We start from the raw sequence: 20162 nt of genomic DNA on the forward strand, positions 1-20162 counted from the left end.
AAACTTCTGTACTTATGACCGTTTAAAAACGCAGCGGGCGATCCTGCACAGACTGTCGAAACAGACGGCCACCTGCCTGCACCAGCCAGCAGGAGAGGATGAACGGCGCGGTCAACGTCGCCAGGCCCAGACTGGAAAAACCCGGTTGGAGCAGGATCGCCAGTGCGACGGCGATGGCTGGCAGCCAGGGCTTGTGGCGTATATGGCTGAACGCCAGAGCCGCCAGCGCCGGGTTGTAACCGGCAAGCCCCAGCAAGGCCAGATTGGTTTCCTGCTGCCAGAGGGCGAAGGCCACTCCGCTGACGCAGCCGAAGGCCGCCCACAATGCAGCGTTGCGGCTGGACAGCAGCAAGCCGATGCCGATCAGCACGCCTGCCAGCGGATGGTCCAGCAGAAACACCTGGCCCAGGCCCACCGGAAGCGCCTGGAGCAGACCGGTATCGACCATCGGGGCGGCGGGCATCGGCTCGGCAAAGGTCAGCAGTACCCAGCTGAACAGCACGAACGGCGCGGTGTAGGCCTTCAGGCAAGACGCCCTGGGCGTGCGTTGCAGCCAGGCGTGCATCAGCATCGCGCTCAGCCCGCCACAGGCGATGACCAGCAGGGGCAGCATCGGCGACCATTCGAACCGATAGCAGATCAGCAAGCCCAGCAGCACGCCGTTATAGCTGTACACCCCGGACTGCCGCTCGGCCTTGGGGTAACCGCGACGCTGCGCGGTCAGCAGGCCCGACACGGCACCGAGCAGCGCGCCGCCAAGGGAGGAGGGCGCACTGATGAGAATCGCCAGCAGGCACATCAAGCCACACAGGGGACTGCGTTGCAGAAGCACCTGGCTGAAGCCATTGAGCAGCGCTTCGGCCCAGTCGGGACAGTGGGAGGCGGGGGCAGATCGAAGGGTTTGCATGTATGTATTCAATATTATTTTTTATTGTATACATAATGGCTGAAGGGCAAACCTCTATCAAGTAGGAGCGCGCTTGCCCGCGATTGCGCCGTATCAAATGACGCATGAGCAACGGAAAATCCCGATCGCGGGCAAGCGCGCTCCTACAAAGGCTGTTTGCACCAGATCTACACCCTGAACTGCCGCAACAACCCGTTCAACTGCTCACTCAAGCCCTTGAGCTGCGCACTGGCGGCGCTGGACTGCTCGGCGGCGATGGCGGTGCCCTGGGACAACTGCGCGGCCTGGGTCACGTTCTGGTTGATGTCTTCGACTACGTGGGATTGCTGCAACGTCGCGCTGGCAATCGAGGCGTTGAGGCCATTGAGGTTTTGCAGGGCCTGGCTGATGGAGGTCAGGCTCTGGCCGGCCAGGTGCGCCTGTTCGATGGTCAGTTGCGAGGAGCGGCTGCTGTCGCTGATGACTTTCACGGCGGCATCGGAATGGCTTTGCAGGCGTTCGATCATCGCCTGGATTTCCGCCGTGGATTTCTGCGTGCGTTGCGCCAGCAGGCGCACTTCGTCGGCCACCACCGCAAAGCCGCGGCCCTGATCGCCTGCGCGCGCCGCTTCGATGGCAGCGTTCAGGGCCAGCAGGTTGGTCTGTTCGGCGATGGAGCTGATGACTTCCAGCACCCCGCCAATCTGGGTGCTTTCACTGGCCAGGGTGCGGATCACGTCCACCGCCTGGCTGATGGTGCCGGACAGGTGATCGATCTGCTTGAGGCTGCTGTCGATGTTCGCCTGACCCTGCTGCGCCTGGGACTGGGCACTGCGCATCTCGCTGGCGGCATGCTCCGCGTTCTTGGCGACATCCTGCACGCCATAGGTCACTTCGTTGATGGCGGTCGCGACCTGTTCCATCTGCAGCGATTGCTGCTGGCTGCGTTCCTGAGCCTGCACCGCGTTGTTGCCCAGTTCGCTCGACGCCTGGCCCAGGCCCACTGCCGACAGTTGCAATTGGCTGACCACCCCGCGCAGTTTGGCGGTGAATGCATTGAAATGCCCGGCCAGTTGGGTGATCTCGTCCTTGCCCTGGGTTTCAAGGCTGCGGGTCAGGTCGCTTTCGCCACTGGCGATGCTGGCCATGGCCTCGACGGTGGCGTTCAACGGCCCGGCAATGCTGCGTGCGATGAGGGTCAACAGCAGCGCCATTACCAGAATGATCCCGGCGCTGATCGACAGGGCCTTGATGACCTGCTGCTGGAACTCGGCCTGCACGTCATCGACATACACGCCAGAGCCGATGATCCAGCCCCACGGGGTGAACAGCGAGATGTAGGAAGTCTTCTGCACCGGCTCGCTGGCGCCCGGCTTGGGCCAGCGATAGGTGACCATCCCGGCGCCCTTGGCCTTGGCCAGGGTGACCATTTCGTTGAAGACCTGGAAACCGTCCGGATCCTTCACCCCGGACAGATCCTGTCCCACCAGCTTGGGGTGGGCCGGGTGCATGATCATCACAGGCCGCAGATCATTGATCCAGAAGTAGTCGGTCTGGTTGTAGCGCAGGCCGCGAATGGCATCCATGGCCTGCTGCTGGGCCTGTTCGCGGGTCAGCTTGCCGCTGTTTTCAAGGCCCTGGTAATACTCCAGAAGGCCGCTGGCGGTCTGCACCACGTGCATGGTTTTCTGCGCCTTGGCGTCGTACAGATCGTCGTGGATCTGCTTGAGCATGGCCACGGCCAGGGTGAACAGCATCAGCACGGCGACGATTAGAATCAGCCACAGGCGCCGGCTGATCGACAGGTTACGCATATTCATGATCGTCACTCCGTTTCATTGTTCTTGTTATTGCGCCAAGCCTCGTCAGGCACCATGGCGAATGGCAGACAGCGGGCTCGTCTTCAAGCATCTCGGCCCGTGCCGGACAAACCTGAGAGCGGCATGCGGATTTGTACAGCCAGTCATCGAATATGGCCAATTGGCCATTAGTCCAACAAAACAGTGGCGTCAGAATGCCATCGATATAGCCAAAGGCTTACACGAAATGGAGATTTTGGCTCTGGATGGGATCCAGTTATCACAGTAAATTGGATCCCATCAACCGCAACGAAGGAACGCTGCGGGATCAGGGACGATCGACCGTTCGCCAGGAATGGCTGCCGACATGGATTTTGGACGGTCTTGCACAAACCCGCTTCGGCGGGTTTTTTTATGCCTGAAAGGCTGCCCTTACAACCGTTTCAATCAAATCTCGTCACTGAATGGAATTTCCAGCGCGCGCGCCGTTCACAGTACCGACAGCAGCCGGAGTCCAGGACAGGACCAGCCGGACAGGTGACGGGAAGAATTATGGTGGGTGCAGCGCAAATGGCAGCAAACGAGCAGGAAAAACGCCTCATCCTGGTGGTTGAAGATGAGTCGATCATCCGTGATTTCGTGTGCGAGATTCTGGGCGACGAGGGTTTCTCGACCCATGCCCTGGAGAACGCCGACGACGCGGTGAGGTTTCTCGATGAGCACGCCGACCGCGTGTCGCTGCTGCTGACCGACATTCTCATGCCGGGCACGTTGAATGGAGCCGATCTGGCCAACCTGTCGGGTAACAAGTGGCCGCAGATTCCCATCCTGATCATGTCTGGCCACGAAACGCCGGAAAGCTCCGGCGTGCAGCATCAGGTGACCTTTATCCGCAAGCCGTGGAGCTTCGGGCAACTGCTCGATGGCGTCGACAAGGCCCTGCAATCGGGCAAGGCGCCATAAGCCTCAACGATCCGGCTCACACCCCTTGAGCACCAGGCGCACGATGGTCTGGGCGGCGGCTTCGTAGTCGGCGTCGTCCAGCTTGGCCTTGCCGGTGACCGAGGAAATCTGCCAGTCGAAGTCCGCGTACGTCTGGGTCGCGGCCCAGATGCTGAACATCAGGTGGTGCGGGTCGAGCGGGGCGATCAGGCCGTCGTCGATCCAGCCCTGGATGCACTCGATGTTGTGCCGGGCCTGGGCGTTGAGCTGCTCGGCCTGCTCGGCGGTCAGGTGCGGCGCACCGTGCATGATCTCGCTGGCGAACACCTTGGAGGCGAAGGGCAGGTCGCGGGAAATGCGGATCTTGGAGCGGATGTAGCCGCTCAGTACTTCAGCCGGGACCCCCTGGCGATTGAAGGGCGTCGAGGCCTGCATGATCGGCTCGATGATGCTTTCGAGCACCTCGCGGTAGAGGTTGTCCTTGGATTTGAAGTAGTAATAGACGTTGGGCTTGGGCACGCCAGCCTTGGCGGCGATGTCGCTGGTCTTGGTGGCGGCGAAGCCCTTGTCGGCGAATTCTTCACTGGCTGCGCGCAGGATCAGTTCTTTGTTGCGCTCGCGGATGCTGCTCATAAAGCGGAATGTCCTTGCCGGCTCGGCGGTGGCGAATGGTAGCACCGGCCTCGCGGCAGGCTCAAGATTGCGGCGAACGCGCTATGATCCGGTCAGTGGAGTGACCGTGTCCGGGTTTCTGGCGGGCATGGGAGCGGGGAATGAACCGGATCTGAACGGCGAGGTGACAGCAGCATGAACAGCCCTTTGTTTTCCAGCGTCGTTGCCTATGCCCAACATTGCGAACGACAACTGGTGGAAATCCTTCATCGCCGGCCGACGCTTGACCGGCAACAAGTCATGACCTGGGTGGACGAGCAAAGCCACGCCCTGGAAGACCGCGACCCGCTGGAGCTGCTGCGCGCGCTCAACGCCAAGGTCAGGGCAGGCAAACCGATGCCATGGGAAAAACGCACGCCGTAGCAGTCCGGCGTGCCAACGTCGGCGATCACTACTTGGCCCTGAACTGTGGGAGCGGGCTTGCCCGCGAAGGCGGTGGATCCAGCACCTTCGAAGCGTCAAGGCTGACGCATTCGCGGGCAAGCCCGCTCCCACAGGTCAATCAATAACTCCCCAGATTTAATGAACACTCTGCCCCGTAGCAGTCCGGCTTGCCGGCGTCGGCGATCTCAAGACTGCCCCCATACCCGTCAATTATCGGCGACCTGCGCATAGGCCTTGGCCGGTTTGCGGTGGTAGAACATCGCCACGCCCACCAGCACCACCAAGATGCTCAGCAACACCATCGACGATCCCACGGTACCAAAATCCAGCCCGCCTTTTTCATGGGGCTTGGTCAGCACATCGCCCAGGGTCGCGCCGAACGGCCGGGTCAGCACGAACGCGATCCAGAACAGCGCCACCGACGACAGGCGCGTGGTGTAGTGCAGCACCGCCACCACAGCGATACCCGAACCGATCAACAGCGCGCCGCCGGCAAAGCCCAGCCCCGAATCGTCCGCCAGGAAATCACCCAGCGCAGTACCCAGGGTGTTGGAAAACAGAATCGCGAACCAGTAGAACAATTCCGCCTTCAGCGTCGTCACGCGGCTGACCGACAACGATTTCTCGCTCAGGTACCAGACCGAGAAGATCGCCAGCAGGATGGCCACCAGAATCGCCGAGCCCGCCGCATACCCCAGTCCTAGCGTGCGATCCATGAAATCGGACATCGTGGTGCCCGCCGTGCTGGTCGACAGAATGACGATCCAGTACAGCGCCGGGTTGTAACGTTTGGACGCAAGTTGGGTGAGTAAGGTGACGACAAACACGCTGATCAGAATCAGCGAACTCATCAAGTAACCAACGTCCAGGGTCATGGACAGCAGGTCACCAGCGGTTTCACCCAGCGTCGTGGCGCAGATCTTCATGATCCAGAACGCGAGGGTAATCTGTGGGAGTTTATTCATGGGCTATACCGAAATGGGTCAGACACATTATTAGAAGTGGCGTCTGGCGAGGGCCGACGGGGGGCATAGTCCATTGGCGGGCGTTAAAAGCTGGTCGAATGGAAATGAAAATCCCATGAAAGTTACAGTTGGCGACATATCCGCTTTCAGTTTTTTACCGGCGGGCAGCCCTGGCGCTGGCAACGGGTGTAAAATCCGCCGCGGCATTTAAATGGATCGAATTGCCGTTTCGACAAGACGTATTTGCTAGAAGGAGATAGACCATGCATGGATACGGGATGTCCGGAGACCTGCTGCACCTGAGCCTTTATCTGCTGACCATCGTCGCCTGGCTCTATTTGTGGCTGGTGTGCGTGTTTGGCAGCGTGCCGTTCAGGAAACGGCTGGGCACTCACGCTTTGTTGATCTGCGCGCTGGGCGTGCCAAGTCTTGCGACTTTCATGGTGGGCGGCGCTGTTGTGCTGTTCGGTCTGGAGTACGTGCTGTGGAGCCTGATGGTCGTCGGCGTGGGAATGCCGCTGGCGGGGGTTCAACTGGTCAATCGCGACCGGCAAAAGGACGGCTCGGCCCAGGCGCGGCGTTGAGTGCCGCTTGGCGTGGGCTCCGATCAGACAAAGCCCACGCCTGCACTGAATTAGAAGAACACTTTTACCAACAGGCTGGCAGTGTTCTGGTCGGTATCGAAGTAACGGGTGTCATTGATCCCGTATTTGTTCGTCCAGTAGTCATACTCGATACCCACGTACAGCTGGCGCTCTGGCAGGTTCATCGCCTTGCCCAGGTCATATTTGATCTGCGGGTTGAAGTGCAGGTTGGAGTGGTAGTCGCCCTTGGTGTTGGACTGTTTGTTGTCCACGACCCAGTCCATGAATCCGTCGATCAGAATGTCCGACTTGCCCACCGGAATGGTGTAGGACCACACCGGCGTAATCTGCCAGGCGCCGTAACCGGCACGGTGGCCGTCGTTGTAGCGCTTGTAGAAGTTGAGCTGGAAGTAGTCGAAGCCCGGGATGTTCAGGTCGAAGCCCGGACCGATCAGGTACGACTCGACGTCGCCTTCGCCGAACTCGTAAGTACCCGCCAGCAATACGTCCTTGATCGGGCCCAGCTCGAATTTCTGACCGAAGATCTTGCCCATCGACAGGCGAGGGGAGAACTCGCCGTACAGGGTGTTGTTGCCCACGCCCGGATCTTTCTTGCCGTTGTAGAAGATGTTGTCGACGAACAGGAAGTTGTCGCCGTACTTCCAGCCATCCGCGTGCTCGAAAGTGAACGTCTGCTGGATCTCCGGGTTCACGGCAAAGTCCTTGCCGTAGAGATAGGTCAGGCTGTTGCTCTGCCACTGCAACAGATCGCCCGACATGGCAGGGGCGGCGGCGAGCAGGCTGCCTGCGGCCATCAGGCTGGAAAGTGTACGGTTCATGCATTTACTCCCTAAGGTTTAAAGTCGTTGTCGCTCGGTTGTAACGCTCTGATGTGGCGCTATTTTTTCTAAATAAGTTGTCCATTTGGTCAACTTGAAGGGTGCAACGAAACCGCGCCCGCAGCCGGAAAAAAGGCCAAAAAGACTCGTCGGCTGTTTTCGCAACAGTCGAGGGAAGAGTGTTTTCAATGCCTTTTCGAGGGTGCAGCGGGTGATCGGTTAACTAACTTTGCAGTCAGAATCTTGTTGGTGGTCGTTCGACCCTGATTTCGAGCGGCGGCGGAGGATACTGACTCGCGCCACCAGGCTCAAGTGCTCCGCGACGGAGCACCTGAATCGACACCAGGTAAACGTTCGTCAGTGCGAGTGCACAGGCCCTGCCATGGCCGCGCGTTCGGCACCGCCGAGCACGTTGAACAGCAGGTTGAGCAGCACGGCGCTCAAGGTCGCCATGGCAATGCCGCTGTGGGTGATAGGCCCCATCCAGTGTGGCAACTGGCTGAAGAATTCCGGCCGCACGACCGGGATCAGGCCCATGCCGATGCTGACCGCAACCAGCAACTGGTTGCGACGGTCGGAGATGTCGGCTTCCTGGAGGATCTTGATACCGGTGGCCGCCACCATGCCGAACATGGCAATGGCCGCGCCGCCGAGCACTGCTGGCGGAATCGACGCCACCAGGTACGCAGCCTTGGGCAGCAGGCTGAGCAGGATCAGGAAGCCACCGGCAACCATGGTCACCGAGCGGCAACGCACACCGGTCATCTGCACCAGGCCGATGTTCTGGGCGAACGAGGAGTGGGTGAAGGTGTTGAGGAAACCCGCCAGGAACGACGCTGCCGCATCGCACAGCAGGCCGCGACGCAACATGCCGGGGGTGACTTCGCGGTCGGTGATCTTGCCCAGTGCCAGGAACATCCCGGTGGACTCGACGAAGATGATCACCACCACCAGGCACATCGACAGGATCGGCGCCAGGCTGAAGGTCGGCATGCCGAAGTGCATCGGCGTGACCACCTTGACCCACTCGGCCTGGGCCAGGCCGCTCAAGTCGACCATGCCGATGAAGCCCGACAGGATGTAGCCCAGGCCCATGCCGATCAGCACCGAGATGTTGACCCAGAAACCGCGCATGAAGCGGTTGATCAGCAGGATGCTGCCCAGCACCAGCGCCGCCACGCCCAGATACACCGGGTCACCGAAGCTTACGGCCTTGTTGCCGCCGCCCGCCCAGTTGACCGCAACCGGAAACAGCGAAAGGCCAATGGAGGTGATGACGGTACCGGTCACCAGTGGCGGAAAGAAGCGCACGATTTTCGACATGAACGGGGCGATCAGCATGCCGAAGAAACCGGCAGCGATGGTCGCGCCGAAAATCCCCGGCAAGCCGACGCCGGGCATGCCGGCCATCGCGACCATGCTGCCGACAGCGGCAAAGCTTGCCCCCATCATCACCGGCATGCGAATCCCCAGCGGGCCGATCCCGAAGGATTGCACGACCGTGGCGATACCGGCGACCAGGAGGTCTGCGTTGATGAGAAAGGCGATTTCTTCGCGAGACAGGCCAGCGGCCTGACCGATGATCAGCGGCACCGCGACGGCACCGCCATACATCAGCAGGACGTGTTGCAGGCCCACCAGAATCAGTTGCATCAGTGGCAGGGGCTGTCGTGGTGGCGCAGCAGGGATGCGCGCGTGAGTTGACTCGGACATGCAACACCTCATTTGTTCTTATTTTTGAGTACGCCCGTTGCGGCTGGGCGGTGGAACCTCGACTTCGGCAAACACGCCCCTGTAGGAGTGAGCTTGCTCGCGATAGCGGTGAGTCAGTCGACAATGATGAAACTGTCAGACCGCGATCGCGAGCAAGCTCACTCCTACAGGGATCGGCGACATCAGGCAGATCCGGGGCATCAAGCGACGCCCCCTTACATCAGTTCGTCTGGGCCCCCTTGTCGATCCACTGCCCCAGCAGGTCACGTTCCTGCTGGGTCATCTGGGTGATGTTGCCCAGTGGCATGATCTGCGCAGTCACGGCCTGGGCCTGGATGCGCGGGGCCAGTTGCTGGATCTGCTGCGGGGTGTCGAACATGATCCCGGCCGGCGCACTGCTGAACAGCGGGCTGGTCGGTTTGGCCGAATGACAGACCGCGCAGCGTTCCTGAATCACGCTGTGCACCTTGTTGAAATCCACGCCGCCGGCATTGCTCGCCTGTGCCGGTTGCTCAGCTGGGGCGGGGGCTTTTGCAGGTTGCGGTTCGTCGGCGCGATGACCACCGATGGCGGTAGCAGGCAGCGGCTGGTACTCGATCTTCGCCACGTCAGGCGCCTTGGCCATCTGCGCAGGGCCTGTGACATAGGCCAGGCAGATCATCCCCAGTGCGCCGACCGGCAGTGCCCAGGCGAACTTATTGCTGTCGTGACGGGTGTTGAAGTAGTGACGCACCAACACCGCACACACCGCGATCGCCGCCAGGATCAGCCAGTTGTACTGGCTGCCGTAGGTGCTCGGGAAGTGGTTGCTGATCATGATGAACAGCACAGGCAGCGTGAAGTAGTTGTTGTGACGCGAACGCAGCAGGCCTTTGGCTGGCAGCGTCGGGTCCGGCGTACGGTTCTCGGCGATGGCCGCAACCAGTGCGCGCTGCGCTGGCATGATGATGCGGAACACGTTGCCGACCATGATGGTGCCCATGATCGCGCCGGTGTGCAGGTATGCACCACGGCCACTGAACACCTGGGTGAAGCCATAGCATGCCCCGATGACCAGCACGAACAGCACCAGGCCCAGCAGGCCAGGGCGCTTGCCCAGTGGCGAGTCGCAGAGCAAATCGTAGATGAACCAGCTGGCGACCAGGGCGCCGACGCCGATGGCGATGCCTTCGCCGCCGGTCAGTGTGCTGCCGGGCGCGAGCAGGTAAAGCGTGGGGTTGGAGTAGAACACGATGCACAGCAGCACGATGCCCGACATCCAGGTCCAGTAGGCTTCCCATTTGAACCAGTGCAGGTTGTCCGGCATGGTCGGCGGGGCAAGCTTGTATTTTTCCAGGTGGTAGATACCGCCGCCGTGGATCGCCCACAGGTCACCCGACAGCCCGTCGCGCGGCTTGGCGCGGTTGAGGTTGTTCTCCAGCCAGACGAAGTAGAAGGATGCGCCGATCCAGGCGATCCCGACGATCATGTGAATCCAGCGCACGCCCAGATTCAGCCATTCCATCAGATGTGCAGCCACAGTCTTTACCGTTAGTCTTCTGCCACTTAGCGAGCAGTCAGACCCTCTTTATTGTTGGGGATCGAGAATCATCTTCTGACTCTCTTCGAAGAAATGCTCATCGCAGTTATTGCCACTGCCACTGCGATCAACCACCAGGAAGTCATCCCGCTTTTCGATCGTCAGCACCGGGTGGTGCCAGACGCCGCGATGGTAATTAACACCCTGCCTGCCATTGGTGATGAAGGCGCGGGTCAACTCTGGTTCAGGAACATCGCCAAATGGCGCGACCACGACCAGAAAAGGGTTGCCGAGCAGCGGAATGAAAGCCTGGCTGCCCAGCGGATGGCGCTCCAGCATGCTCACGGTCAGCGGCATGTCCTGCGCGTCGGCGCGGAAGATGCTGATGATCGCGTTATCGTCCGGCGTTGTCGTTTCAACGGTCGCCAGCTTGTGAAAGCGCATGGTCGAGCCGTTGTTGATCATGAAATGATCGCTGCCATCGGTTTCGATGACATCACCGAAAGGGGCGAAGGCTTCTTTGGTCAACGGCTCGATAATCAGTTTGCGCATGCGGATTCTTCTGTTCTCAAGTTCAGTGATGGATCTGCGATCCTGCTGTCTTCTGTGGGAGCGGGCTCGCCCGCGAAAGCGTTGTGCCGGTCAACACATGGTTTGCAGACATATCGCCTTCGCGGGCAAGCCCGCTCCCACAGGGTCGGTCAGCTGCTCGTTACTTGGCTACTTTGCCGAGCACACGCAAGCGGCTCACACCACCATCCGGGAACACGTTCAGGCGGATGTGGGTGATCGGGCCCAGCTTGTTGATCTGCTCGACGAAGCTGTGCTCGGCGTGCATCTGCAGCTTCTGGCTCGGCAGCAGTTCGCGCCAGAACAGGCTCTGGGTTTCGATCTGGCTGTCGGTGCCGCCTTTGACGAATGCGCCCTGGATCGAGCAGCTGTCCGGGTAGTTGCCCTTGAAGTGCAGGGTGTCGACGACGATCTGCTCGACTTCACCGGCATGCCCCAGCGCCACGATCACCCAGTCATTGCCTGGCGTGCGACGACGCGCAGTTTCCCAGCCGTCGCCCATGTTGATGCCACGGCCCGGGTTGAGGATGTTGCTCATGCGGCCGAAGTGCTCGTCGGAGCAGGCCAGCGCGCGGCCGCCATTCAGGGCTGCGGCCAGGTCCACTTGCTCGTTGTCGCCAACGGCCGACCAGTCGCGGTGCGGCACGCCGTACACGCGCAGGCGCGCCACGCCGCCGTCCGGGTAGATGTTGAAACGCAGGTGGCTGTAGGCCTTGGCGTCGCTGATTTCGTGGTAGTGGTGGCTGTCGCCCTTGAGCTCCACGGCCGCCAGCACTTCAGTCCACACGGTGTTCTCGTCCGGTTCGCCCGAGGCCAGGAAGCAGCCTTCCAGGGACGCCGATGGCGGGTAGTTGCCGGTGAAGAACGAGGTGTCGATGTCCACGCCCTTGATCGAACCTGCCACACCCAGGCGGATCACCGCGCTGTCATAACCTTCGAAACGCTTGCGGCGCGATTCCCAGCCGTCCATCCACTTGCCGTTGTCGTCGAACACGCCTTCTTTCCACACAGCCGGGGTCGGCTGGAACAGGCGGTTGGCATCGGCGAACCAGTCGTCGGTGACGGAGATGATCTTGGTGCCCAGACGTGCATCGGCCAGGTTGACGAATTTCTCGAAGGGTACGGCGTAAGCTTTCATTCTTTTTGTCTGCCTTTTATTGATGGCGTGGGAGAAGGTCGGTTGGGGCTCAAAGTGTCTGCAATCGGAACAGCGCGATCTTGTTGATTTCGGCCAGGGCGCAGGCGAACTCGGTTTGGGCCGAGTTGTGAATGCGCGTCTCGAATGCCGCAAGAATCTGATGCCGGTTGCTGCCCTTGACCGCCATGATGAAGGGGAACGCGAACTTGGCCTTGTAGGCGTCGTTCAGCTCGGTGAAGCGTGCAAACTCTTCAGCCGTGCATTGGTGGATACCGGCGCCAGCCTGTTCGTTGGTGCTGGCTTCGGTCAGTTGGCCTTGCACGGCGGCTTTGCCGGCAAGATCCGGGTGAGCGTTGATCAGCGCCAGTTGCGTGGCGTGATCGGCGCTCAACAGGATGTCGCTCATACGGGCATGCAGGACGTCGACGTCGTCGATGTCGCTGCCGTGGCCCAGGTCATAGGCCTTTTCGGCGACCCAGGGCGAATGCTCGTAGATGTCGGCGAAGGCTTTGACGAAGTCTTCGCGGGTAAGGGATGAAGGCGTCAGGCTCTGGAAGCGGCTCATTTGGCGGCTCCCTTCACAGAGTGGGGCTGGAAAGGATGCACATCATGCCAGTGGCGGGCGATCTCGACGCGGCGGGCGAACCACACCTGCTCATGGCCTTTGACGTATTCAAGGAAACGCTGCAGCGAGGCCAGGCGGGCAGGGCGGCCGATCAGGCGGCAGTGCAGGCCGATGGAAAGCATCTTCGGCGCCTCGGCCCCTTCGGCGTAGAGCACGTCGAAGGCGTCTTTCAAGTAATCGAAAAAGTCGTCGCCCTTGTTGAAACCCTGCACCTGGGTGAAGCGCATGTCGTTGGTGTCGAGGGTGTAGGGAATCACCAGGTGCGGCTTGCCGGTGCTGTTGTTCGGTTCCCAGTAGGGCAGGTCGTCGTCGTAGGTGTCGCAGTCGTAGAGAAAGCCGCCTTCTTCCATCACCAGGCGACGGGTGTTGGGGCCGGTGCGACCGGTGTACCAGCCCAGCGGGCGCTCGCCGGTGAGCTCGGTGAGGATGCGGATCGCTTCGAGCATATGCTCACGTTCCTGGGCCTCGTCCATGTTCTGGTAGTCGATCCAGCGGTAGCCGTGGCTGCAGATCTCGTGGCCGGCTTCGACCATCGCGCGAATCACGTCCGGGTGACGCTGGGCGGCCATGGCCACGGCGAAGATGGTCAGCGGGATATCGAACTGCTTGAACAGCTTGAGGATGCGCCACACGCCGGCACGGCTGCCGTATTCGTACAGCGACTCCATGCTCATGTTGCGCTGGCCTTGCAGCGGCTGGGCGGCGACCATCTCGGACAGGAAGGCTTCGGATTCCTTGTCACCGTGCAGGATGTTGCGCTCGCCGCCTTCCTCGTAATTGAGTACGAACGACAGCGCGATCCGGGCATTGCCTGGCCAGTGTGGGTGGGGCGGGTTACTGCCGTAACCGATCAGGTCGCGTGGATAGTCGGCGCTCACTGCAATCTTCCTTATCTACGTGTTGTCTGTGGCAGTGGTCGGGTCGAACCTGGCAGGACCACTGCGGCGATGGATAGATTGTATACAACTTTATTTACTATTTGTAACCCTGTTTTTTCGCCTTTCTGCTGCCGTACATCACCCCACTGTACGTAGCAAGAAACTTGCCTGAGTGGTCAGGTTAAGCTGAAAAAACGCAGCAATATCCGCGATGCCCGGGAAATCAGGCTCCAACAGGATGGCCGGGCGGATAGGGTCAAAAAAGCCATTTTAATTGTGTACAATTTTCGCAGAAAGTGTCTTAATCGCTCATCGCCCGCATCTTTCAGGCCCTGAATGAGTGCGCGCCTATACCCCAACCATCCAAAAAGAGGCACTGACACGCCATGGGACGATTGACCACACACGTGCTGGACGCCGCGCATGGCTGCCCCGGCAGTGACATCCGCGTTGCCCTGTATCGCATAGAGGGCGAGCGCCTGGAAAAGATCGCCGAGACCCGCACCAACGCCGACGGCCGCTGCGATGCGCCGTTGCTGCAAGGTGAGGATTACCGTTCCGGTGTCTATCAACTGCAATTCAGCGCCGGCGACTACTACCGCGCCAAGGGCGTGAAGCTGGGTGAGCAGCCGTTTCTGGACGAAGTGGTGCTGCGTTTCGGCATCGATGCCGGCCAGGACCACTACCACGTGCCCCTGCTGATTTCGCCGTACAGCTACTCGACCTATCGCGGTAGCTGATTCAACCGCTTGACCCGCTTCATCGCACTGCCCCTGTTCCTCATTGCCCGCCCCACACTGCGGGCTTTTTTTTGCCCGAAACATGGCAACACACACATCCCGTAGCAGCACGGCTTGCCGGCGGGAGCGGTGTGCCAGACAGCTCATCTGTGACTGACACACCGTCCCCGCCGGCAAGCCGTGCTGCTACGGAACTGTGTTGAAGGACCCGTAGCAGTCCGGCTTGCCGGCGTCGGCAATTTTGAAAGGTTATAGATACCGGCGAGAAGTCCTAGTGGCTAAGCAACGCCGCCGTGCCCGCCCCGCCAAACAACCCCGCGCTGATGCGGTTGAACCAGCTCTGGCCGCGCCCGGTGCGCAGGTACCGCGCCGCGCCCTGGGCGCTCAGGCCGTAGAACAGCTTGCAGGCCAGGTCCAGCAGGGTCCAGGTCACGATCATCGTCAGCAACTGGCCGAGAAACGGCTGATCCGCCTTGAGAAACTGCGGCAGGAAGGCGGCGAAGAACAGGATGTCTTTCGGGTTGCTGCCGCCCAGCACAAAGGCACGCCAGAACAGTGAAGCGAAACCCGGATGGGCCAGCGCCTGGGGTACTTCCTGGGCGGTCACAGGCTGACGGGACTGCTTCCAGCTCTGCCAGGCCAGATAAAACAGGTACAGGCCACCTGCGATCTTCAGCACGCTGAACAATTGCTCGGATGCCATCAACAGCGCGCCCAGGCCCAATGCCGACGCGCTGAGCAGGCAGATCGAGGCGCAGACCCCGCCGAGGAACGCCGGGTACGACCGCAGCAGGCCGTAATTGAGGCTGTTGCCAATCATCAAGAGCGACAGCGGGCCTGGGATCAGAATCACCACCAGCGCAGCGCCGCTGAACAGCAGCCAGGTTTCCAGAGTCATGCTTTATTTCTCCTTTTTTGAAATGACAAAACGCCATCCCATGGATGACGTTGGTCAGGAACATGATGAATGACCTGTGGGAGCGAGCTTGCTCGCGAAGGCGGCAATTCTGACACCGAGGCGTCTGAACCATTCGCGAGCAAGCTCGCTCCCACAGTGGTCAATGCATCAAATTGAAACGGCGTGGGTTTACAGGAACACAAACTTGGCAATGAAAATCGCGCACAGTGCCCACAGGCTCACGGAAATTTCTTTATGCCGCCCGGTACCCGCCTTCAGCACCACGTAGGTGATAAAGCCCAGGGCGATGCCGTCGGCGACCGAAAAGGTCAGTGGCATCATGATCGCCGTGACGATGGCCGGAATCGCGTCGGTGGCTTCGTCCCAATCGATGTGCGCCATGCCGCCCATCATCAGCATCGCCACATAAATCAGTGCGCCTGCAGTGGCGTAGGCAGGAATCATGCCCGCCAGCGGTGCGAAGAACATCGCGGCCACGAACAGGACACCCACGGTCACGGCGGTCAGACCTGTACGACCGCCCGCCGCCACACCCGAAGCACTTTCCACGTAGCTGGTGACCGGCGGCACACCGACCATCGCACCAAACACGCTCGATGCGCTGTCGGCCTTGAGGGCGCGGGACAGGTTCTCGATGCGGCCGTCTTCATTGACCAGGCCTGCCCGCTGGGCGACGCCCATCAGGGTGCCCGCCGTGTCGAACATATGAACGAAGAGGAAGGCCAGCACCACGCTGATCATGCTGACGTTGAACACGCCCGCGATGTCCATGGCCATCCAGGTCGGCGCAAGGCTCGGCGGGGTAGAGAAGATACCGTTGTAGTGCACAAGTCCCAGGCCCCAGCCGGCCAGTGTCACGGTGATGATGCTGATCAGGATCGCGCCGAACACCCGGTGGTAGCTGAGCACGGCAATCATCAGAAAGCAGATCGCCGCCAGCAGCGGACCAGGCTCACGCAGGGAACCCAGCTTGATGAGGGTGGCCGGGCTGTCGACCACGATGCCCGCCGTCTTCAGGCCGATCAGGCCGAGGAACAGCCCGACCCCCGCACCCATGGCGTAACGCAGGCTGACCGGAATGCTGTTCAGCAGCCATTCGCGAATGCGCGACAGGGTCAGAATCATGAAAATCACGCCCGAGATGAACACCGCACCCAGCGCCGTCTGCCAGCTGTAACCCATGGTGCCGACCACGGTGTAGGTGAAGAAGGCGTTCAGGCCCATGCCTGGCGCCAGGCCCACCGGCCAGTTGGCGTACAGGCCCATCAGCAGGCAACCCAGGGCGGCGGCGATGCAGGTCGCGACGAAGGCGGCGCCGTGATCGATACCGGCGTCAGCCATGATGTTGGGGTTGACGAAGATGATGTAGGCCATGGTGATGAAGGTCGTCAGGCCCGCCAGCAGCTCGGTCCTGACGGTGGTGCCATGCACGCTCAGCTTGAAGATGCGCTCGAGCAGGCCGGTGCGTGGCGGCCTTGCTTCTATTGGAGTGGCATCGAGCGGCGCGGCTTCGGTTTTGCGACTTTCCACAGTGAAATCCTCGGGACGTTTTTGTTGTTTTTTTCAGAGCCGGTAACTGCTCTTTGAAGCGAGTCGACCTTCAGTCCGATTTCTTGACTGAAAGGTCAGAAACGTGCACGAGCGAATTATGCTTTTGTATACAAAAATTGCAAATAATGTTTTTGATTTTGTCGCAAGGATTTTACCGATTGTGTGCATAAGGCCCAATGGAACACGCCTCTGTGCAGACTTTGCACACTGTGTACAATGCGCCATTACTTTTACTGTGACTTTGCCGGGATATCTGCTATTGCTTTAGCAAACAGTGGCTTGCTCCCGCAGTCACGGCACGGCCCCCGGGCCGGATTCAGGTCTTGTGAGTGTCCATGAACGATCAGCTGCAACCCCTCAAGAAACAACCGCGCGCCGCCAAGGCAGGCCGCAGCGGTACCCAGGACGACATCGTCTACGCGCATATCTTCGAGGCGATCCTCGAGCAGCGTCTGGCGCCCGGCACCAAGCTTTCCGAAGAAGCCCTGGGGGAGATCTTCGGGGTCAGCCGCACGATCATTCGTCGCGCCTTGTCGCGCCTGGCCCATGAAGGCGTGGTGCTGCTGCGCCCGAACCGTGGCGCCGTGGTGGCAAGCCCCAGTGTCGAAGAAGCGCGGCAGGTGTTTTTCGCCCGGCGCATGGTCGAGAAGGCCATCACGGAACTGGCGGTGCAGCACGCCACCGTCGAGCAGCTCAATGAACTGCGCAAGATGGTCAGCGACGAGCGCGACAGCTTCTCCAGAGGGGATCGTGGGGCGGGAATCCGGTTGTCTGGCGAGTTTCACCTGAAACTGGCCGAGGCAGCCAGGAACGCACCGTTGATCAGCTTCCAGCGCAGCCTGGTGTCGCAGACCTCGCTGATCATCGCCCAGTACGAAAGCGGCAACCGCACGCACTGTTCCTACGATGAGCACACCCAGCTGATCGACGCCATCCAGGCCCGCGACGCAACGCTGGCAGTGGACCTGATGATGCACCACATGGATCACATCGACAGCAAGCTCAACCTTGACGAAGAAAGCGCGTCGGATGACCTGCACGCGGTGTTCTCGCACCTGGTGCTGCCGAAGAAAAAGCCGGGGCGCAGTACGGCGGTTTGATCGTGGAATTCGGGCATTGATTAAAGCAACTGTGGGAGCGGGCTTGCCCGCGAAGGCGTCCGGTCAGCCAACATCACATTGACTGACCCAACGCTTCGCGGGCAAGCCCGCTCCCACAGGGGGTAGAGGGTGCGCGCGAAATCGACGCTTTCCTCAGCGCTTGTGCACCAACGCCCCCGCCGAATACGTCTCGCTCACCGTCCGGTCATCCCCCAGGGTCATCAGCACGAACAGCTTCTCCTCGATGCTCGTCGCCTGCTTCATGCGGTACGACAGCAGCGGGGTGGCGTTGTAGTCCAGGACCACGAAGTCCGCTTCAGTGCCTTCATGCAGGTTGCCGATCTTGTCCTCCAGACGCAGCGCCCGCGCACCGCCCAGGGTCGCCAGGTACAGCGACTTGAACGGGCTGAGCTTGGCACCCTGCAGTTGCATCACCTTGTAGGCCTCGTTCAGCGTCTGCAGGATCGAGAAGCTGGTGCCGCCACCCACGTCAGTGCCCAGTCCCACGTTCACCTTGTGCTTTTCCGCCATCGGCAGGTTGAACAGCCCGCTGCCCAGGAAGAAGTTGGACGTCGGGCAGAAGGCGATGGCTGACCCGGTTTCCGACAGCCGCTCACATTCCTGATCGCACAAATGCACGCCGTGGGCGAACACCGAGCGCTCGCCCAGAAGCTTGAAGTGGTCGTACACGTCCAGGTAGTTCTTGCGCTCCGGGAACAGCTCCTTGACCCACTCGACTTCCTTCAGGTTTTCGCTGATGTGGGTCTGCATGTAGAGGTCGGGGTATTCGCCCAGCAACTGGCCGGCGAGGGCCAGTTGCTGCGGCGTGCTGGTGGGTGCGAAGCGCGGCGTGACCGCGTAGTGCAGGCGGCCCTTGCCATGCCAGCGCTCGATCAGCGCCTTGCTGTCGACGTAGCTGGACTCGGCGGTGTCCACCAGGTAGTCCGGGGCGTTGCGGTCCATCATCACCTTGCCGGCGATCATCCGCAGATTGAGCTTCTCGGCAGCGGTGAAGAACGCATCCACCGACTCCTTGTGACGGCTGCCGAACACCAGTGCGGTGGTGGTGCCGTTGCGCAGCAATTCCTGAATGAAGATGTCAGACACTTCAGCGGCGTGCGCAGGATCGGCGAATTGACGCTCGACAGGAAACACGTAGGTGTTGAGCCAGTCCAGCAGTTGTTCGCCGTAGGACCCGACCATGCCGGTCTGTGGCAAGTGGATGTGGGTGTCGATGAAACCGGCGGTGATCAGCGCATCGCTGTAGGTCACCACTTCGATATCGCTGGCAAGCGTGCCGAGCAAGTCCCTGGCGTGGCCGACGGCGATGATCTTGCCGTTCTCGACCACCATCAGGCCGTCTTCGAAATATTCGTAGGACGCCTCGATCACCACTTCGGCCGGGTCGGCGATGCTGTGGACGATGGCGGCGCGGTAGGCTTTCTTTGCAGTAGTCATGTTCAGGATTCGTTCTTCAAATGTTCATTGAGCCTGGCTGCGGCGGGAGACCGGCATCAGCTTGGCGACGGGTTCGGAGGTCGAGCCTTGCTCGCCGCTTTCCATCCCGAAGCAGGCGTTATAGGTGGCGATCACTTCGGCGGCGACCGACACGGCAATTTCAATAGGTAGCTTGCCCTTCACCTCGGACAGGCCCATGGGGCAACGCATGCGCTGCACCAGCGCCGGGTCGAAGCCGCGATCACGCAGGCGATGTTCGAATTTGACGCGCTTGGTCTTCGAGCCGATCAGCCCGAACCAGGTGAAATCGCCACGCTTGAGGATGGCGGCGGTCAGTTCCAGGTCCAGTTGGTGATTATGGGTCATGACGATGCAGTAACTGCCGGCGGGCAGGTTGTCCACTTCGTCGACCACTTCATCGTTGACGATCTTGCTCACCCCTCCGGGTAACTGCGCGGGGAATTCCGCTTCCCGCGAGTCGATCCAGCGCACCCGGCAGGGCAGGCTGGCCAGCAGCGGCACCAGGGCGCGGCCGACGTGGCCTGCGCCAAACACGGCAATCTGCGCCTGGGGTTGGCCCATGGGTTCGAACAGCAGCACGTTCACGCCGCCGCAGCACTGGCCCAGACTCGCGCCGAGGCTGAAGCGTTCGAGACGGGTCTGCTGGGTGCCGCTTTCGAGCATCTGGCGGGCGATGTCCATGGCCTTGTATTCCAGATGGCCACCGCCAATGGTGTCGTAGATCCGCTCGGCGCTGACCACCATTTTCGAGCCTGCATTGCGCGGTGTCGAGCCGCGCTCCTCGATGATGGTCACCAGCACGCAGGCTTCCCCTGCGGTTTGCAGCTCGGCGAGGGCGCTGATCCAGTTGTTCATGTGT

At 60.8% G+C, this 20162-nt stretch carries 20 protein-coding genes and 1 pseudogene; 5 read left to right on the forward strand and 16 right to left on the reverse strand.

Translation table 11 applies throughout. From position 1 onward, the window contains the following. Positions 1-22: 22 nt before the first annotated feature. From NPS29_RS10455 to NPS29_RS28845, 3 genes and pseudogenes are all read right to left on the reverse strand, one after another. Complete coding sequence (locus tag NPS29_RS10455; RefSeq protein WP_274132415.1) at positions 23-907, reverse strand: urea transporter; 885 nt, start codon at positions 905-907, stop codon at positions 23-25. 167 nt (positions 908-1074) lie between these two features. Then, the gene (locus NPS29_RS28840; RefSeq protein ID WP_400781419.1) at positions 1075-1809 is read right to left on the reverse strand and encodes a methyl-accepting chemotaxis protein; all 735 of its coding nucleotides are present in this window, start codon (positions 1807-1809) and stop codon (positions 1075-1077) included. A gap of 123 nt (positions 1810-1932) precedes the next feature. After that, positions 1933-2706, reverse strand: a pseudogene (locus NPS29_RS28845) (cache domain-containing protein); the annotation flags it as partial. Positions 2707-3255: 549 nt separating this feature from the next. Between NPS29_RS28845 and NPS29_RS10465 the strand changes: the two are divergent. Continuing rightward, positions 3256-3648, forward strand: a complete 393-nt coding sequence (locus tag NPS29_RS10465; RefSeq protein ID WP_274132417.1) for a response regulator — start codon at positions 3256-3258, stop codon at positions 3646-3648. A gap of 3 nt (positions 3649-3651) precedes the next feature. Here NPS29_RS10465 and NPS29_RS10470 read toward each other — a convergent pair whose 3' ends face one another. Further along, entirely contained in the window at positions 3652-4260 is a 609-nt protein-coding gene (locus tag NPS29_RS10470) for a TetR/AcrR family transcriptional regulator (protein ID WP_274132418.1), read from the reverse strand. Between the two features lie 174 nt (positions 4261-4434). Between NPS29_RS10470 and NPS29_RS10475 the strand changes: the two genes are divergently transcribed. Continuing rightward, entirely contained in the window at positions 4435-4662 is a 228-nt protein-coding gene (locus tag NPS29_RS10475) for a hypothetical protein (protein ID WP_274132419.1), read from the forward strand. A gap of 227 nt (positions 4663-4889) precedes the next feature. On the opposite strand, the gene NPS29_RS10480 is transcribed toward NPS29_RS10475, so the two are convergent. After that, positions 4890-5648: a hypothetical protein gene (locus NPS29_RS10480; protein ID WP_274132420.1), complete on the reverse strand. Its 759-nt coding sequence runs from the start codon at positions 5646-5648 to the stop codon at positions 4890-4892. A 263-nt stretch (positions 5649-5911) separates the two neighbouring features. On the opposite strand from NPS29_RS10480, the gene NPS29_RS10485 reads away from it, so the two are divergent. Next, positions 5912-6232, forward strand: coding sequence for a hypothetical protein (locus NPS29_RS10485; RefSeq protein WP_274132421.1), 321 nt, complete (start codon positions 5912-5914; stop codon positions 6230-6232). A gap of 50 nt (positions 6233-6282) precedes the next feature. Here NPS29_RS10485 and NPS29_RS10490 read toward each other — a convergent pair whose 3' ends face one another. From NPS29_RS10490 to puuE, 7 genes are all read right to left on the reverse strand, one after another. Continuing rightward, a complete protein-coding gene (locus NPS29_RS10490; protein ID WP_274132422.1) occupies positions 6283-7071 on the reverse strand; it encodes an outer membrane protein OmpK in 789 nt (262 codons plus the stop codon). A gap of 357 nt (positions 7072-7428) precedes the next feature. Further along, a complete protein-coding gene (locus NPS29_RS10495) occupies positions 7429-8784 on the reverse strand; it encodes a nucleobase:cation symporter-2 family protein (RefSeq protein ID WP_274132424.1) in 1356 nt (451 codons plus the stop codon). Between the two features lie 220 nt (positions 8785-9004). Next, the gene (locus NPS29_RS10500; RefSeq protein ID WP_274132425.1) at positions 9005-10303 is read right to left on the reverse strand and encodes a urate hydroxylase PuuD; all 1299 of its coding nucleotides are present in this window, start codon (positions 10301-10303) and stop codon (positions 9005-9007) included. 48 nt (positions 10304-10351) lie between these two features. After that, a complete protein-coding gene (locus tag NPS29_RS10505; RefSeq protein WP_274132426.1) occupies positions 10352-10855 on the reverse strand; it encodes an ureidoglycolate lyase in 504 nt (167 codons plus the stop codon). 160 nt (positions 10856-11015) lie between these two features. Beyond that, positions 11016-12011 (reverse strand): allantoicase, encoded by a 996-nt coding sequence (gene alc, locus NPS29_RS10510; RefSeq protein ID WP_274132428.1) that lies wholly within the window; start codon positions 12009-12011, stop codon positions 11016-11018. Positions 12012-12060: 49 nt separating this feature from the next. After that, on the reverse strand, positions 12061-12576 hold the full coding sequence (gene uraD / locus NPS29_RS10515) for a 2-oxo-4-hydroxy-4-carboxy-5-ureidoimidazoline decarboxylase (RefSeq protein WP_274132430.1): 516 nt from the start codon (positions 12574-12576) through the stop codon (positions 12061-12063). After that, the gene (gene puuE, locus NPS29_RS10520) at positions 12573-13514 is read right to left on the reverse strand and encodes an allantoinase PuuE (RefSeq protein ID WP_274132433.1); all 942 of its coding nucleotides are present in this window, start codon (positions 13512-13514) and stop codon (positions 12573-12575) included. The genes uraD and puuE overlap by 4 nt, the downstream gene beginning before the upstream one ends. Before the next feature lie 386 nt (positions 13515-13900). On the opposite strand from puuE, the gene uraH reads away from it, so the two are divergent. Beyond that, entirely contained in the window at positions 13901-14254 is a 354-nt protein-coding gene (gene uraH / locus NPS29_RS10525) for a hydroxyisourate hydrolase (protein ID WP_274132435.1), read from the forward strand. A gap of 271 nt (positions 14255-14525) precedes the next feature. Here uraH and NPS29_RS10530 read toward each other — a convergent pair whose 3' ends face one another. Both NPS29_RS10530 and NPS29_RS10535 read right to left on the reverse strand, forming a co-directional pair. After that, positions 14526-15152: a LysE family translocator gene (locus NPS29_RS10530; protein WP_274132437.1), complete on the reverse strand. Its 627-nt coding sequence runs from the start codon at positions 15150-15152 to the stop codon at positions 14526-14528. Between the two features lie 189 nt (positions 15153-15341). Beyond that, a complete protein-coding gene (locus tag NPS29_RS10535; protein ID WP_274132439.1) occupies positions 15342-16703 on the reverse strand; it encodes an NCS2 family permease in 1362 nt (453 codons plus the stop codon). 356 nt (positions 16704-17059) lie between these two features. On the opposite strand from NPS29_RS10535, the gene NPS29_RS10540 reads away from it, so the two are divergent. Then, a complete protein-coding gene (locus NPS29_RS10540) occupies positions 17060-17824 on the forward strand; it encodes a GntR family transcriptional regulator (protein WP_274132441.1) in 765 nt (254 codons plus the stop codon). Between the two features lie 153 nt (positions 17825-17977). Here the strand turns inward: NPS29_RS10540 and guaD are convergent, their stop codons facing one another. Further along, complete coding sequence (guaD, locus tag NPS29_RS10545) at positions 17978-19282, reverse strand: guanine deaminase (protein ID WP_274132443.1); 1305 nt, start codon at positions 19280-19282, stop codon at positions 17978-17980. Between the two features lie 24 nt (positions 19283-19306). Continuing rightward, entirely contained in the window at positions 19307-20158 is an 852-nt protein-coding gene (gene xdhC / locus NPS29_RS10550; RefSeq protein WP_274132445.1) for a xanthine dehydrogenase accessory protein XdhC, read from the reverse strand. Between the last annotated feature and the right edge of the window lie 4 nt (positions 20159-20162).

Origin of the sequence: Pseudomonas putida (assembly GCF_028682175.1) — a bacterium.
Lineage (GTDB): Bacteria > Pseudomonadota > Gammaproteobacteria > Pseudomonadales > Pseudomonadaceae > Aquipseudomonas > Aquipseudomonas putida_AD.

Bases quoted from the DNA above. Each gene is read 5' to 3' on its own strand.
- NPS29_RS10505 (WP_274132426.1), bottom strand. From the start codon at position 10,855: ATGCGCAAACTGATTATCGAGCCGTTGACCAAAGAAGCCTTCGCCCCT.
- NPS29_RS10490 (WP_274132422.1), bottom strand. From the start codon at position 7,071: ATGAACCGTACACTTTCCAGCCTGATGGCCGCAGGCAGCCTGCTCGCC.
- NPS29_RS10495 (WP_274132424.1), bottom strand. From the start codon at position 8,784: ATGTCCGAGTCAACTCACGCGCGCATCCCTGCTGCGCCACCACGACAG.
- NPS29_RS10455 (WP_274132415.1), bottom strand. From the start codon at position 907: ATGCAAACCCTTCGATCTGCCCCCGCCTCCCACTGTCCCGACTGGGCC.
- NPS29_RS28840 (WP_400781419.1), bottom strand. From the start codon at position 1,809: ATGGAACAGGTCGCGACCGCCATCAACGAAGTGACCTATGGCGTGCAG.
- uraD (WP_274132430.1), bottom strand. From the start codon at position 12,576: ATGAGCCGCTTCCAGAGCCTGACGCCTTCATCCCTTACCCGCGAAGAC.
- guaD (WP_274132443.1), bottom strand. From the start codon at position 19,282: ATGACTACTGCAAAGAAAGCCTACCGCGCCGCCATCGTCCACAGCATC.
- NPS29_RS10485 (WP_274132421.1), top strand. From the start codon at position 5,912: ATGCATGGATACGGGATGTCCGGAGACCTGCTGCACCTGAGCCTTTAT.
- NPS29_RS10540 (WP_274132441.1), top strand. From the start codon at position 17,060: ATGAACGATCAGCTGCAACCCCTCAAGAAACAACCGCGCGCCGCCAAG.
- NPS29_RS10475 (WP_274132419.1), top strand. From the start codon at position 4,435: ATGAACAGCCCTTTGTTTTCCAGCGTCGTTGCCTATGCCCAACATTGC.
- xdhC (WP_274132445.1), bottom strand. From the start codon at position 20,158: ATGAACAACTGGATCAGCGCCCTCGCCGAGCTGCAAACCGCAGGGGAA.
- NPS29_RS10530 (WP_274132437.1), bottom strand. From the start codon at position 15,152: ATGACTCTGGAAACCTGGCTGCTGTTCAGCGGCGCTGCGCTGGTGGTG.
- NPS29_RS10470 (WP_274132418.1), bottom strand. From the start codon at position 4,260: ATGAGCAGCATCCGCGAGCGCAACAAAGAACTGATCCTGCGCGCAGCC.
- uraH (WP_274132435.1), top strand. From the start codon at position 13,901: ATGGGACGATTGACCACACACGTGCTGGACGCCGCGCATGGCTGCCCC.
- NPS29_RS10480 (WP_274132420.1), bottom strand. From the start codon at position 5,648: ATGAATAAACTCCCACAGATTACCCTCGCGTTCTGGATCATGAAGATC.
- NPS29_RS10465 (WP_274132417.1), top strand. From the start codon at position 3,256: ATGGCAGCAAACGAGCAGGAAAAACGCCTCATCCTGGTGGTTGAAGAT.
- alc (WP_274132428.1), bottom strand. From the start codon at position 12,011: ATGAAAGCTTACGCCGTACCCTTCGAGAAATTCGTCAACCTGGCCGAT.